At 74.9% G+C, this 13,171-nt stretch carries 13 protein-coding genes; 7 read left to right on the top strand and 6 right to left on the bottom strand.

Going from position 1 to position 13,171, the window contains the following annotated elements:
* Positions 1-7: 7 nt before the first annotated feature.
* Positions 8-937, top strand: coding sequence for a DUF2199 domain-containing protein (locus ABTX81_RS27890; RefSeq protein WP_350550867.1), 930 nt, complete (start codon positions 8-10; stop codon positions 935-937).
* Between the two features lie 17 nt (positions 938-954).
* Here the strand turns inward: ABTX81_RS27890 and ABTX81_RS27885 are convergent, their stop codons facing one another.
* From ABTX81_RS27885 to ABTX81_RS27875, 3 genes are all read right to left on the bottom strand, one after another.
* Positions 955-1,341, bottom strand: a complete 387-nt coding sequence (locus tag ABTX81_RS27885; protein ID WP_350550864.1) for a hypothetical protein — start codon at positions 1,339-1,341, stop codon at positions 955-957.
* Positions 1,342-1,490: 149 nt separating this feature from the next.
* A complete protein-coding gene (secD, locus tag ABTX81_RS27880) occupies positions 1,491-3,827 on the bottom strand; it encodes a protein translocase subunit SecD (protein ID WP_350550861.1) in 2,337 nt (778 codons plus the stop codon).
* Between the two features lie 146 nt (positions 3,828-3,973).
* Positions 3,974-4,408, bottom strand: a complete 435-nt coding sequence (locus ABTX81_RS27875; RefSeq protein ID WP_350550858.1) for a hypothetical protein — start codon at positions 4,406-4,408, stop codon at positions 3,974-3,976.
* A gap of 197 nt (positions 4,409-4,605) precedes the next feature.
* Between ABTX81_RS27875 and ABTX81_RS27870 the strand changes: the two genes are divergently transcribed.
* The 6 genes from ABTX81_RS27870 to ABTX81_RS27845 all read left to right on the top strand — a co-directional run bounded on the left by ABTX81_RS27870 (position 4,606) and on the right by ABTX81_RS27845 (position 10,852).
* Positions 4,606-5,217, top strand: coding sequence for a hypothetical protein (locus tag ABTX81_RS27870; RefSeq protein WP_350550855.1), 612 nt, complete (start codon positions 4,606-4,608; stop codon positions 5,215-5,217).
* Positions 5,187-5,465: a hypothetical protein gene (locus ABTX81_RS27865; RefSeq protein ID WP_350550853.1), complete on the top strand. Its 279-nt coding sequence runs from the start codon at positions 5,187-5,189 to the stop codon at positions 5,463-5,465. The genes ABTX81_RS27870 and ABTX81_RS27865 overlap by 31 nt, the downstream gene beginning before the upstream one ends.
* A gap of 202 nt (positions 5,466-5,667) precedes the next feature.
* Positions 5,668-6,519, top strand: a complete 852-nt coding sequence (locus ABTX81_RS27860) for an alpha/beta fold hydrolase (RefSeq protein ID WP_350550850.1) — start codon at positions 5,668-5,670, stop codon at positions 6,517-6,519.
* A 73-nt stretch (positions 6,520-6,592) separates the two neighbouring features.
* Positions 6,593-6,970, top strand: coding sequence for a nuclear transport factor 2 family protein (locus ABTX81_RS27855; RefSeq protein ID WP_350550848.1), 378 nt, complete (start codon positions 6,593-6,595; stop codon positions 6,968-6,970).
* Between the two features lie 157 nt (positions 6,971-7,127).
* The gene (locus ABTX81_RS27850) at positions 7,128-10,346 is read left to right on the top strand and encodes a class I adenylate-forming enzyme family protein (protein ID WP_502892876.1); all 3,219 of its coding nucleotides are present in this window, start codon (positions 7,128-7,130) and stop codon (positions 10,344-10,346) included.
* Between the two features lie 62 nt (positions 10,347-10,408).
* The gene (locus tag ABTX81_RS27845) at positions 10,409-10,852 is read left to right on the top strand and encodes a DUF4259 domain-containing protein (protein ID WP_350550846.1); all 444 of its coding nucleotides are present in this window, start codon (positions 10,409-10,411) and stop codon (positions 10,850-10,852) included.
* Positions 10,853-10,996: 144 nt separating this feature from the next.
* Here ABTX81_RS27845 and ABTX81_RS27840 read toward each other — a convergent pair whose 3' ends face one another.
* The 3 genes from ABTX81_RS27840 to ABTX81_RS27830 all read right to left on the bottom strand — a co-directional run bounded on the left by ABTX81_RS27840 (position 10,997) and on the right by ABTX81_RS27830 (position 13,150).
* Positions 10,997-11,362 (bottom strand): hypothetical protein, encoded by a 366-nt coding sequence (locus tag ABTX81_RS27840; protein WP_350550844.1) that lies wholly within the window; start codon positions 11,360-11,362, stop codon positions 10,997-10,999.
* A gap of 95 nt (positions 11,363-11,457) precedes the next feature.
* Entirely contained in the window at positions 11,458-12,384 is a 927-nt protein-coding gene (locus ABTX81_RS27835; protein WP_350550842.1) for a GNAT family N-acetyltransferase, read from the bottom strand.
* Between the two features lie 118 nt (positions 12,385-12,502).
* On the bottom strand, positions 12,503-13,150 hold the full coding sequence (locus tag ABTX81_RS27830; RefSeq protein WP_350550840.1) for a TetR/AcrR family transcriptional regulator: 648 nt from the start codon (positions 13,148-13,150) through the stop codon (positions 12,503-12,505).
* Positions 13,151-13,171 lie beyond the last annotated feature (21 nt).

The raw sequence follows: 13,171 nt of genomic DNA, 5'->3' as shown, positions 1-13,171 counted from the left end.
GCACCACATGATCGCCAAGCCCGCCGCCTGTTCATGCTGTGGATCCCCGGTGCCCGACGCGCAGCGGATCGATGCCCGGCTCACGCTGCCCGACGCCGCGCTGGACCTCCCGGAGGTGGCCCGGCACGAGGTCGGGGTCGGCGCCCTGCTGCGGGTCGACGGCGCGGGAAGCTTCATCCGCTGCCTGCTGCCGGTCCGGCTCACCGGCGGGACCGAGCTCGTCTTCGGCACCTGGCTGCGGATCGGCGACGACGACCTGGAGCGCGCCCACCGGGTCTGGGAAGCCCCGGAGTACCGTGACCTCGAACTCCGGGGCACCATGGCCAACGCCATCAAGCCCTGGGGCGCGGCCCTCCTCGGCGCCCCGGCCACCGTCGTCGTGCGCGACCCCGACGAGATCCCCTACGTCGACGACGGCGACGACGAGGTGCTGCGCCGGATCCTCGGCGCGACGTGGGACCGTGACGACGTCCTCCGCCGGCTGGCGCACCCGCTGCCGGTTCCCGTCCGCACCCCGCTGGACGAGCGCTGGTCCGTCGAGCGTGGCAGCGGGTTCTCCGCCGGTGTCGCCGGTGGCGCGCACCGCTTCCTGGCGCCCGGCCGCACTGTGCACGCCGACCTGTTCGCCGATCCGCTCCGCCGCAGCCCCGCCGAGTTCCTCGCGGCCCTGGTGAACGGCGCACCGGCCGTACCGCCGGAGCAGCAGGTCACCGAGGACATCGCGGGGGAGGGCGTCCGGCACGCCTTCTGGACCGTCGCCGCGCCGGACGGCCGTACCCGGTACGAACTGTACGGCTTCACCGTTGACCGCGACGGCACCGCGGTCGGGACCGTGTGCATGTGGGACGAGCCGGACGACCTCGCCTGGGCACTGCACGTCTGGCGGTCGGTCCGCAGGGACGACTCGGCGGCCGGCGCGGCATCACGGCCCGGTTGACCTGCGGACGGACCGGGCTAGCGGGTGACCCACAGCGCCAGGCCGCCGAACACGACGAGCGACACGAGGAGTTGCGCGAGCATGGCGGGCGGAGCCGCCTCGTCCTCCGGCTCGCCCTTCTCGTTCGCCTCCGTCAACCGCCGCGCCAGCTCCCTGCGGTGGCCGATCATGCCCGCCGGGAAGGACACCACCGCGAACGAGTACATGGCGAGTACCGTGGCCGCTTCCATGTGCTTCGCGTAGTAGCTGCCAACCCCGAAGAGCGCCATGGCGAGCGGCGTCAGGGCGGCGCTGATCCGGTGCGTGCGGGTGGGCATTCCCGGCACGAGGAGCACCCAGAACGTCGCGGTCACCAGGATCGCGAGCCACCACCACGACACCACACCGAGCCCGAGCGGATACACCCCACACCTCCATGTCCCCGCTGTGGGGCCCGCGTCGGACTCGGGCCCCACAGCGCGGTTCCGTCACGGCCGATCGATCACGGTCGATCGTTCACAGCCTAACGGCGACCCGCTGTCCGGCCGGGCGCCGGGAGCGGATCGGGCGTCGCTCAGACCACCGCCCCGTTGTGGTCGCGTGTCCGCGCCGCGGCGGCCACCGCGTGCGGCGCCCGGGGCTCACGGGGCTCACGGGGCCGGTCCGGGGACCGGTCCTGGAGCAGGACGACCACCGGCATCGCGGTGAACACCGTCGACGCCGTGCCCACCAGGACACCGGCCAGCAGGGCCACCGAGAAGTCGGCGAGCGAGTCGCCGCCGAGGACCGCCAGGGCGATCAGGACGAACAGCGCCCCCATGCCGGTGTTCACCGTCCGGGGGAGGGTCTGCGCCACGGCGCGGTCCGCGAGGTCCGCCCAGCTCGCCTTCGTCCCGGTCCGGCGCAGCTCGCGCAGCCGGTCCAGGACCACCACCGTGTCGTTGACCGAGTACCCGACGATGGTGAGCAGCGCGGCGAGGAAGACGCTGTCCACCGGCTTGCCCAGCCAGGCGAAGAGGCCGAGGACGAGCAGCAGGTCCTGTGCCATCGCGATCACCGCGGCGGTCGCGAAGGTCCACCGGAAGCGGATGGTGAGGTAGAGCAGCTGGGCGGCGACCGCGAGCCCGAGCGCGGCCAGCGCGTAGCCGCGCAGCTCGCTGCCGAGGCTCGGCCCGATCAGCTCGTCGCGCTCCACGGACAGCTCGCCGGTGACGCCGGTGAGCGCCTCCCGGATGCGCTGCTGCTGGTCGTCGCCGGTCTCCTTGGTACGGACGGACACGCCGGTGTCGCCGGTGGTCTGCACCACGGCCTGCGGGAAGCCGGCGCCGACCACCGCCGCGCGGGCGGCGTCCGCGTCGACCCGCTGCGCGGCGGTGTACTGCGCCACCCGGCCGCCGGTGAACTCGACGCCGAAGTCCAGCCCGCGCCCGCCGATCCCGGCGAGGGCGAGCAGCAGCAGGCCGGCGCAGGCGCCCAGCCAGCGGCGCCGGTGGCGCATCAGCCGGGGCGGCCGCCGGTTCAGCCGGGTCCGGAGCCGGCCGACGGTGGCCATGCCGGTCAGGTGGGGCCGCCGGGCGACGGCCGGCCGTCGCACCGCCCACTCGGCGAGCAGACGGGTGATCAGCATGGCCGAGAGCATCGAGGCCAGCACACCGATCGAGAGCGTCACCCCGAAGCCCTTGACCGGGCCGGTGGCGAACACGAAGAGCAGCCCGGCGGCGAGCAGCGTCGTCACGTTGGAGTCGGCCACCGCGCTCCACGCCTTCGCGAACCCGGCGCGCAGCGGGCGCCGCAGGTCGCGTTCCTTGCCCCGGCCGGCCGCCCGGGGCGCGGTGTACTCCTCCCTGGCCCGTTCGAAGACCAGCACGTTGGCGTCCACCGCCATGCCGATGGCGAGCACGAAGCCGGCCAGCCCGGGCAGGGTGAGCGTCGCGCCGAGCGCGACCACGGCGGCGTACGAGATCAGTCCGTAGAGGGTGAGCGCGACGGTCGCCAGCACCCCGAGCAGGCGGTACACCGCGATGATGAACGCGCCGGTGCAGAGCAGGCCGATGACCGCGGCCAGGGCGCTGGCCCGGATGGCCTCGGCGCCGAGGGTGGGGCCGACGGTGCTCTGCTCGATCACCGTCACCGGGACGGGCAGCGCGCCGCCCTTCACCAGGGCCGCGAGGTCGCGGGCCTCGTCGGCCGAGAACCCGCCGGTGATCTGCGTCGAACCGCCGGTGATCCCCCGTCCGCAGGGCACGCTGTCCTGCACTCCGGGGGCGGACAGGACGCGGTCGTCGAGCACGATGGCGACCCGCCGGGCGGGGTCGCCCGGCGCGGCGCACGCCGCCTCCCCGGTCAGCCGGGCCCAGGCGTCGCCGGCCGAGCCGCGGAAGGAGAGGTCGATGCTCCAGCCGAGGCCCGTCCGGGTGTCGAGGACGGCCGAGGCGTCCTTGACGCCGTCACCGGTCAGCGCCGGCGGGCCCAGCCGCAGGTGGGCGCCGGGGAGGCCGGGGTCGGCGAGGACCCGGGAGCCGTCCGCCGCGGGGGGTCCGGCCGGGCCGTCGGCGATCGCGGTGACGGGGTGGAAGGTGAGCTGGGCGGTGCGGCCGATGACCCCGGCGGCCTCGCGGGGGTCCTGGACGCCGGGGAGTTCGACGACGATGCGTCGCTCCCCGACGCGGGCCAGCGAGGGTTCGGCGACGCCGAGGCCGTCGACCCGCCGGCGCAGCACCTCCAGCGCCCGGTCGGTGGCGCCCGCGTCGGCGCGGACGGTGGGCGAGTCCTGGGTCTCCAGGACGATCCGGGTGCCGCCGCGCAGGTCGAGGCCGAGGCGGGGCGGGGTGGTCAGGGCGACGTAGAGCGAGACACCGACGACGGCGAGCGCGACGAGCGCGCGCCAGAACGTGGCACGGCGAGTAGGCATGGGTACTCCACGGGCGGTCCGCGGGAGCCGGGCGTCCACGGGGGACGCCGCACCCGGGACGGGCGGACGCGAGGGGACGCGCGCCGCCGGAACGCTCCGGGCCGCGGGCAGGCCGCGGCACCCGGGTCGGCGGGCGCGGTGGAACGTCAGCTGGACCGGGTGGAGGGGGGACCGCGGGTGTGGCGGGGGTCGTAGTGGTCGGACGGCGGCGCGCGCTCCTGGCGCGGCCCCGCGGCGTACAGCCCGGGGCGGGGCCCGGGGGCGTCCGTCCGGGCGGCCGGGAGCGCGGCCGGCGGGAACGCGGGCAGCCGGACACCGGGCTCGGCGGCGGCCGCCCGCCGCTGGACGACGTCGGAGCCGGGGCGGTGGTCCGCGGTGCGCCGCACCTCCGCGCCCGCCGGGCCGAGCCGTACGGCGGCGGGAGCCGCGGGGGCGGCCGGGGCGGCGACGGCGGGCGGCGCGCCGAGCGCCGGCTGCGCCGCGCCCGTCGCCGTGCCGAGCAGGACCTGGCAGACGGCCCAGGCCACGAGGAACGCGCAGGACAGCGCGGCCGCCGCGGCCCGACGTACGCGTCGCTCCACTCCGGCCCCCTCCCCGCTCGTGCCGTCACCGGTCCCGTCCACAAGAAGCTCTCACTCTAGGCGACGGCGCCCCCACCCGGGGAGCCCGGCCGGCGGAGCGGCCCGGCCGGCCCGGGGCCACGGTCCTGCGCAGGTCGAGCTCGTGGCCCGGGAAGTGGGGCCGCAGTACGGGCGAGTCCGTATGGCAGGATGCGGCCGTGATCAAGGTGGAACGTCACGGGGCCTTCAACGTCAACTCTGTCGGGATGGAGCGTCTGCCGTTCCCGATGAGTTTCAGCGTCCGTGAGGCTGACGGCTCGTGGATGATCGGCGGGGCGGCCGCCCAGGCCGGGGAGCTGATCGACGTGCTCACCCGCACGGCGAACGACACGGTCGTCGTCGTGAACCTGGAGACGAACAGTTTCCTGCACGAGGACGACCAGCAGTGGCGGCCGTCCCTGATCGCAGCGGAGCAAGGGGTTCACTGCACCGTCCACCCGGTCGGGGCATTGGCGTCCGACTCCATCGAGATCGGCGAGGAGTTCCTGCTGATGGATCGGGACAGCCTGCCCCGATTCCTGAGCGGCTTGGCGCCCTACGATCTGTCGCTGGTCGACGTGCCGGCGGGAGTGCCCCCGAGCAGCTCGATGAGCTTGCTCAGGTCATCGGCACGGCCGCCGGTGACGAGCCGGTCCTTCCTCGCCTCGACGGCTCGCGTTTCCGGTTCTCCGGACACGACGACTGCTACCTGGCTGTGGAATCGACGGATCCGGCCATGCCGGCGTCGCTCCTCGGCCGGTTGCTGGCCCTGCTGGCCGGGTCCGCGCTGATCAATGCCGGTGGAGTCTCGTCCGTGGAAGTCCCGGAACCGGACGGCGCGTTGCCGGAGCAGCTGATTGCCGAGAGCCGCCACTGGACCGGAGTCGTCGGGGCCGCTTCCGGGACCATGGTGACCCTCAAGTTGTCGGCTCTGCCGCAGCGGTGGCGCCTCGGCCAGACACTGCCGGAGCGGGCCGACTACGCGGCGACGCTCGACCTCGCCCACGGCGTGTGGCACCTCGCATCCGCCGGGGCATAGGGACGGCCTTCGGCCTCGCCGGTGTTGAGAGAGCGGACGGGGATCGGTCCGTCCGGGTTGTCGACCGCCGTGGCCTGCGCCGGCCGGACGGCCTGAGGCTCGTCCCGAGGAGATCGGGTTCGACGCCGGCCGTGACCCCGGTGGGGCGTAGGCTCTCCATCGACCTCCGCGCACCTGCCCTACGACGCCTTCAGGGGATCCGATGCCCACCGTCAACGTCCATGAGATCGCCTTGGGCGTCGAGTCGTTCGGCGGCGACGACGCCCCGCTCGTCCTGCTGGTGGGCGGGACGACGATGCTCTCCTGGCCCGACGCGCTGTGCGAGCGCCTCGCCGCCGGCGGGCGGCGGGTGGTGCGCTACGACCTCCGCGACAGCGGGGAGTCGACGGTGACGGACCCGGAGGCGCCCGCCTACACCCTGCGCGACCTCGCCGCCGACGCCGCGGCCCTCGCCGAAGTGCTCGGCGGGGGACCGGCGCACCTCGCGGGGATCGGCGTCGGCGGGATGGTCGCCCAGGTCGCCGCGCTCGACCACCCGGGCGCGTTCTCGGCGCTCACCCTGGTCGGCACCCGCGCGGTCGCCCCCGGGCCGGCCGACGCCGACCTGCCCGAGCACGACCCGGCGACCATGGGCCGGCTGTTCGCCCGTCCGATGCCCGACTGGGCCGACCGCGAGGCGGTGGCGGAGTTCGCCGCCGCCGGCGCGGAGATCCTCGGCGACGACCCCGCCGCCGCGCGCGCCCTCGCCGCACGCATCTGGGACCGCACGCCCGGCACCGCCCCCGCGGTCCAGTTGGCCAACCAGCTGGGCACGGTGTTCTCCAGGCTCGACTGCGCACCCCGCTGGCGCGAGCGCCTGCCCGAGATCTCGCTCCCCACGCTCGTCGTCCACGGCGGCAGGAACCGGTTCTTTCCCGTCGGCAACGGCGAGGCACTCGCGCGAGCGATCCCCGGGGCGCGGCTGCTCGTCCTTGAGGACGCGGCCACCGCGATCCCGGCCGCGGCGGTCGGCGAGGTCGCCGAGGCGATGCTCACCCTCGGCCAGGTGCGGTGACCGGGCGGGTTCACCGTGATCGGAAGGCGTCTCGGGGGATGAGCGCACGCGAAGCGGCTGGTATGACTGAGGCATGCAGGAAGAGACCGCACGTTCCGCGATCGACACGTTCATCTCCGCCTTCAACGCCTCGGACGACAGCTATGTGACCGCCCTGCTCCCGCAGGCCCTGACCTCGGACGTGGTCTTCTGGGGGCCGTTGGGTCGCAGCGAGGGAATCGGGGCGGTCGAGCGGTTCGTGCTGGACCTCCGACGCCACCCGGCGGGAACCGGCACGATGGTGCGCTGCTCGGCGGTGGACATGCCTGACGAATGGGCCCGGTACCAGTGGGTGTTCACCACGCCTGACGGCGGCCCCCGCCTGGCGGGAACGGATGTCGTCCATCTGCGACGGAACCTCATCGACCAGATCATCGTCTTCGCGGGTGAGATCGAGCCGTTCGCCTCCTGAGTGCGTCAGAACACCAGCGGCGGCCGTCCCCCGGGCCGGCCGCGCTCGGCACGGGACCTGCCGGGTGCGGGTCGCGGACCGCGCGGCTGTCGGGCAATGGTGCGGGCCTCGAACCGCTACCGCCGGGCGCTGCGGCGGTGCATCGGCGCGGACGGCTCTGGCGGGGGGCGGCGCCGAGCCGCTACGGTCTGGACCAGCCACTCCGTCCTGGCCTCTTCCGGGAGTCGACATCAGCACCCGAACCACCGTCAGCGCCGTTCCCGCCAGCGCCGTTTCGGCGCCCGACGCCGCGCAGGCGCTCACTCTGCCCGATCTGCTCGACGACCGGGCGCAGCGGCATCCCGACCGGCCCGCGCTGTTCGTCCCCGGGCGTCCCGCGCTCGACTACCGGACCTGGCGCGAGCGGGCGGTGCGCGCCGCCCACGGGCTCGTCCGGGCGGGGGTGCGGCCGGGGGAGCGGGTGCTGCTGCTCTTTCCCAACCGGGCCTGGGACGCGTACGCGGTGGCCTTCCTGGCCGCGCACTATGCGGGCGCGGTGGGCGTCGTGGTCCGCGAGGACCTGAGCGTCGAGGACACCGCGCGGCTGGCGGGCGACAGCGGGGCGGCCCTCGCCGTCGCCTGGTCGGCCGAGGACGAGGACGGGGCCGAGGACGAGCGTGCGTCCGCCGCCGGCCTGCGCACCCTGCGGCTCGCCGGGCTGGAGGCGGACGGCACCGAGGGCGGCGACGAACCGCCGCACCGCCCCGGCCCCGGCGACCTCGCCCAGGTCATCGGCACCTCCGGCACCACCGGCGCGCCCAAGGGCGTGCACGCCGCCCACGCCAGCCTCACCGCCGGCCAGCGGCTCAACCCGCGCCCGCGCCCCTACGCCCACTCCGCGTACGCGCTGCACGCCTTCCCGATCGGCACCAACGCCGCCCAGGTGGTCCTGGTCAACGCGCTGGTCGCCGCGCCCGCCACGATCTGCCTGCCGCGCTTCGACGCCGAGGAGTTCGGCCGGACCGTCGCCGAGCACCGCGTCGGCACCGTCTTCCTGGTGCCGTCGATGGCCGTCGAACTGCTCAACTCCGGCGCCGCGACACGGCACGACCTCAGCAGCGTCCTGCTGATCAGCTGCTCCGCCGCCGCCCTGCCCGCCCCCGTCGCCACCGCGCTGCGCGAGGCCCTGCCGACCGCGACCCTGGTCAACACCTACACCTCCGCCGAGGCGTCGCCCGCCCAGATATCCGCCGTCGTCGACGCCCGCCGCCCCGGCTCCGTCGGCCGCCCCGCCAACCCCGCCGACCTGCGGCTGCTCGGCGAGGACGGCCGGCCCGTCGAACCGGGCGACGTCGGCGAGGTCTGGCTGCGCCAGCCCGGCCCGCCGCGCGGCTACACCGCCGGCGCCGACGCCTCGGCCGCCGTCTTCCGCGACGGCTGGGTGCGGATGGGCGACCTCGGCCGGCTCGACGCCGACGGCTACCTGCACCTGGTCGACCGGGAGAGCGACGTCATCAAGTCCGGTGCCCTCAAGGTCTCCACGCTGCGCATCGAGGACGTCCTGCACGCCCACCCGCGGGTCGCCGACGCGGCCGCGCTCGGCCTGCCGCACCCCGTCATGGGCGCCGTCCCGGTGGCCGCCGTCGTCCCCGCCGCCGACGGGCTGGACCTCGACGAACTGCGGCTCTTCCTCGCCGAACGGCTCGGACGGGCCGAACTGCCGGTCCGCATCCTGGTCACCGACCGGCTGCCCCGCAACCCCAGCGGCAAGGTCGTCAAGCACGAACTGCGCGCCCGCTTCGACGCCCCCTCCGCCGGCACCGCGGCCGGAACCCCGCCCGCCACCGAGCACGAACACGCGCTCGCCGCCCTGTGGCGCAGGATCCTCGGCCGGCCCGTCGCCGCCGTCGAGGACGAGTTCTTCGCCCTCGGCGGTGACTCCTTCCGCGCCGTCCAGCTCGCCGCCGCCGTCTCCGCCGAGTTCGGCGTCACCGCCGGCACCGCCCTGGTCTTCGAACGCCCCTCGCTGCGCGCCCAGGCCGCCTGGCTCGCCGCCGCCCCGAAGGCGGCCGACGGCCTCGGCGCCCTGGCCGACTCCGAGCTGTCCCCCTTCCTCCGTGACCTGCGCGCCCAGCCGCACGACATCCCGCTCACCTCCCAGCAGGAGAACTTCCTGCGCTGGATGGCCGAGGCCGAGGGCCGCAACGTCGGCTCGGTCGCCGTCATGTTCCGCGTCACCGAGGCGCTCCGCCCCGACCTGCTGACCGAGGCCCTGTACGAGGCGGTGCGCCGCCACCCGGCGCTGCGCACCCGCTTCGTGCCGGTGCCCGGCGCCGTACCGGGGATCCGGCGCGCCGTGGTCGATCCCGAGCCGGAGGTCGAGGCCATCCTGGTCGACGCGCCGGGCGAGAGCGACGACGAGGTGTCGGCCCGGCTGATCGCCGTCCGCGACCGGCTCACCGACGTCGGCCAGGGCCCGATGACCGGCCTCGCCGTGGTCAGCCGGGGCGCCGAGGACCACGCCGTGCTGCTCGCCGTCCACCACATCGTCGGTGACGGCTGGTCGGTGGGCGTGCTGCTGCGCGACCTCGGCGTCATCTACTCGGCGCTGCGCCGCGGCCGGCCCGCGCCGCCGCCCCGGCCGATGCCGACGCTCGGCGAGCTGGTCGCCCGGGCCAACGCCCACTGGCCGGTCTCCCGCGCCCACTTCGCCCGCACCCTGGCCGGCGCGCCCGAGGCCGTGCATCCCTTCCCCGGCCGCGCCGACACCGAGACGGTCCTCAGCGCCGCCCACCGCCTCACCGTCCCGGCCGCCCGGGCCGCCGCCCTGCGCGAACGGGCCGCCGAGGCCGGCGCGACCCCCTTCCAGGCCCTCGCCACCGTCTGGCTCGGCCTGCTGGCGGAGCGCAGCGGCCAGGACGACCTCGTCCTGATGACGCCCGTCCCCGGCCGTACGAGCCCCGAGGCCGAACAGGCCGTCGGCTGCTTCGTGCAGTCCCTGCTGCTGCGGGTCGACGCCTCCGGCGCGCCGGGCTTCGCCGAGCTCCTCGCCCGCGTCCGCGACACCGCCACCGCGGCGCTGGACCACCAGCTCTACCCCTTCGCCGAGTTCAGCCCGCTGGTGCCGTTCGCCGCCTGGCTGCGCTACGAGAGCTGGAACGCCCCCGCCCAACTCCCCGGCCTCACCTGCACGGCCTGGGAGGTCCCGCGCAGCGCCACCGTCCCCTACCCCCTGCCCGGCGGCGACCGCCACGTCCCCGAACTCGCCGCCACCGAACAGCCGGACGGCTCCCTGGTCTGCTGGCTCCGCTACAACGAGCACGCCTTCACCCCGGCCGCCGTCGAGTCCCTGGCCGCCGCCCTGGAGGCCCGCGTCGCGGCGGCCGCCGGGGGCTGACGGCCCGACTGTCAGTGGCCGGTGCGAGGATCCCCGTGAACGAATCGAGCTAGGAGATCACTGTGGGTACCTGGGACATCGGCCACTTCGACAACGACACCGCCGCGGACTTCTCCGGCACGCTGGACGAGACGCCCGCGGCCGAGCGGGAGGCCCTGGTCCGCCGCGTCCTGGCGCTCGCGGCCGACACCGGGGCCGAGGACTACCTGGACTGCTACGAGGCCGCGCAGGCCGTGGCCGCCGCCGCCCTCGTCGCCTCCCAGTGCCCCGACGGCGAGCCCGTCACCACCAGCTACGGCCCCGACGAGCCCCTCCCCGCCTTCCCCGCCGACCTCCGCCCGCTCGCCGCCGCGGCCCTCGACCGCATAGTCGCCGACGAGTCCGAACTCGCCGAACTCTGGGACGAGACCGAGGAGAGCGCGGACTGGCGCCGCACCGTCAAGACCCTCCGCGCCGTCCTGGCACCCGAGCCGGCGCCGGCCGAGGAGCCGCTGTTCGACGTGTAGACCACGGTGGCCGAGGCCGACGCGGCGAGGAGACTGCCGTCCACCTGCGAGCGGGCTCACGAGGTGGACGGCCGCACCCCGCTACGACAAGCGCGGCCCGGTCCACCTCGGCATCATCACCGTTGCCGCAGCCGCCAGGACCGATCAAGCTGCGGCCAGCCAGTTCTCTTCGAGGCCGTCGAGCACGAATCCGTTCTCGAAGCGCACCTTGTACCTGGTCGGCGTGCCGATGCCGGTGGCGAACGCTCCCCGTTGGATGAACTGCTGACGGAGGTCGTCGACCAGGGCGGCCGAGAAGCCCGGGAGGTGGCTGTCGCGGATCTGCTGGTCGAAGCTCGCCAGCATGTCCTCGGCCGTGCCGCCGCCGCCCTTCGTGACGCCCGTGACGACGCCCGCCAACCCCTCGGCCAGGTACAGCGCCCCGGGGAAGCCGCCGGTGGTCACCGCGCCGACCGCGGTGACCGGCACGTCCCTGGTCAACTTCACCCTTGCGCCGGTGTCGTACGGCACGGTCGTACCCCCTCGTTCGATTCCGCCCCTGATCATGGCGAGCGTAGCCGAGATGTCCCGGCAGGATGGGCTGTCCGCCGGATCGGGACGAGTGGCTACTCGGTGCCGAGCGCCTTGCCGTAGACGGCGGAGCTGCGGCGGACCGTCATGCCCACCCGCTGGTAGAGGGAGAGCGCGCCGGTCTCCGAGTGGGTCCACAGCGTGCACGTGCGGCGGCCTTGGCGGTAGAAGGCCCGGAACGACGTCCGCAGCAGCAGGCGGGCGATCCCCCGGTTGCGGTGGTCCTTCCGGACGGCGACCCGCTCGACGTATCCCTCGCCGGTGTCCGGGACGTTCAGCGACAGCACCGCGCCGACCATCAGGTCACCGGCGAACGCCACCGATGAGAGCGCCGGGGCGAACGTGTCGCGCTCGACGGTGTGCCGGGCCCACTCCTCGTAGGGCTTCCGCCGCTTCTGCCACTCGTCGAAGGCGTCCTCGGTGAGCTGGTAGGCGGCCTGCTCGTCACCGGGTTGGAAGCAACGCACGGTGATGCCGGGCGGCGGGCCGGGCACCACCGGTTCGGCGGGCATCTCGATCTCCAGCTGCCACTGGGTGACGAACGGCTCGTACCCCCGTGATCGCACCAGCTCCACCGCCGCCCGATCGCTGTCCCAGACCGTCTGGCTGAGCCGTTCACCACCCGCCTGCCGTGCCCGCGCCTCGGCCCAGTCGAGCAGCGCGCCGCCCAACCCTCGTCCCCGGTGCCCGGGGTGGACGTCGACCGCACTGCGCCGACCGCCGTGCACCCAGGCCCACCCCGCGAGACACCCGGCCGCGTCGTGTACGAGGAGCGTGTCGACAGCCGGGTCGAGACCGGGCAGCGTGAGGTCCGCGGCGATGCGGTCGGGCTCGGTGTCGGGACGGCCCAGGAGTTCGCGCTCGCAGGCGGAGACCAACGCGTACACCGCGCGGGCATCGCCGACGGTCGCCGCGCGCCGCTGGTAGGAAGCCGGGAACGACGAGGAGGAGAGATCAGCCATGACGTGACTCTGTGCCAACCGGTCCCGTCCTGTCTCCCGAGTTACCCAACCGCTACAGCCTCCGTGGCCATCAGGTGGCGCGGGTGCCCGGTCGGACGGACGGTGCGGGGCCGGGCGGTCAGGGGAGCAGGGCGGTGAGTTCGGCTTCGAAGAGGGTTTCGGGGGCGAACCGCATGCCGGTGAAGTGGCCGGCGAGTTCGAGGGAGAGGACGCCGTGGAGGCGGGTCCAGAGGGTGAGGAAGAGGGCGAGGGCCTCGGGTGGGGCGGGGTGGGTGGCGGCCCAGGTGCGGTGGGCGGCGAGGTGGGTGCTGAGGGGGGTGGCGGGGGTGTTCGGGGGGAGGGCGGCGGCGCAGGCGTCGAGGAGGGTGCCGGCGATCTCCCGGGAGATGGCGGTGGTGTCCTCGGGGGCCCGGTAGCCGGGGATCGGGGTGCCGTAGACCAGCAGGTAGCGCTGGGGGTCGGCGAGGGCCCAGGTGCGCAGGGTGCGGGCGAGGGCGGCCAGGCCGGCACCGTCGGCGGCGGCCGCGGCGAGGGTGTCGGCGAGACTGCGGTAGGCCTCGCGGACGAGTTCGGTGATCAGCTCGTCGCGGTTGGCGAAGTAGCGGTAGAGGGCGGGGCCGCTCATGCCCATCTGCTTGGCGATCGCGTTGAGGGAGAGCGCGGAGGCACCGGCGGTGGCGATCTGCTCCCAGGCGCGTTCCATGACCTCGGCGCGGACCTGGGTGCGGTAGCGCTCGCGGGGGGTGGTGGGGTCGCTCTTCGCCATGGTTAGAACCTATCACGGAAG

This window comes from Kitasatospora sp. NPDC097605 (assembly GCF_040302725.1).
GTDB lineage: Bacteria > Actinomycetota > Actinomycetes > Streptomycetales > Streptomycetaceae > Kitasatospora.
This window is presented reverse-complemented; position numbering and strand designations above follow the sequence as displayed.

Coding starts and splice junctions, on each gene's coding strand:
- ABTX81_RS27890 (WP_350550867.1), top strand. CDS start 8: ATGATCGCCAAGCCCGCCGCCTGTTCATGCTGTGGATCCCCGGTGCCC.
- secD (WP_350550861.1), bottom strand. CDS start 3,827: ATGCCTACTCGCCGTGCCACGTTCTGGCGCGCGCTCGTCGCGCTCGCC.
- ABTX81_RS27860 (WP_350550850.1), top strand. CDS start 5,668: ATGCCCACCGTCAACGTCCATGAGATCGCCTTGGGCGTCGAGTCGTTC.
- ABTX81_RS27855 (WP_350550848.1), top strand. CDS start 6,593: ATGCAGGAAGAGACCGCACGTTCCGCGATCGACACGTTCATCTCCGCC.
- ABTX81_RS27835 (WP_350550842.1), bottom strand. CDS start 12,384: ATGGCTGATCTCTCCTCCTCGTCGTTCCCGGCTTCCTACCAGCGGCGC.
- ABTX81_RS27830 (WP_350550840.1), bottom strand. CDS start 13,150: ATGGCGAAGAGCGACCCCACCACCCCCCGCGAGCGCTACCGCACCCAG.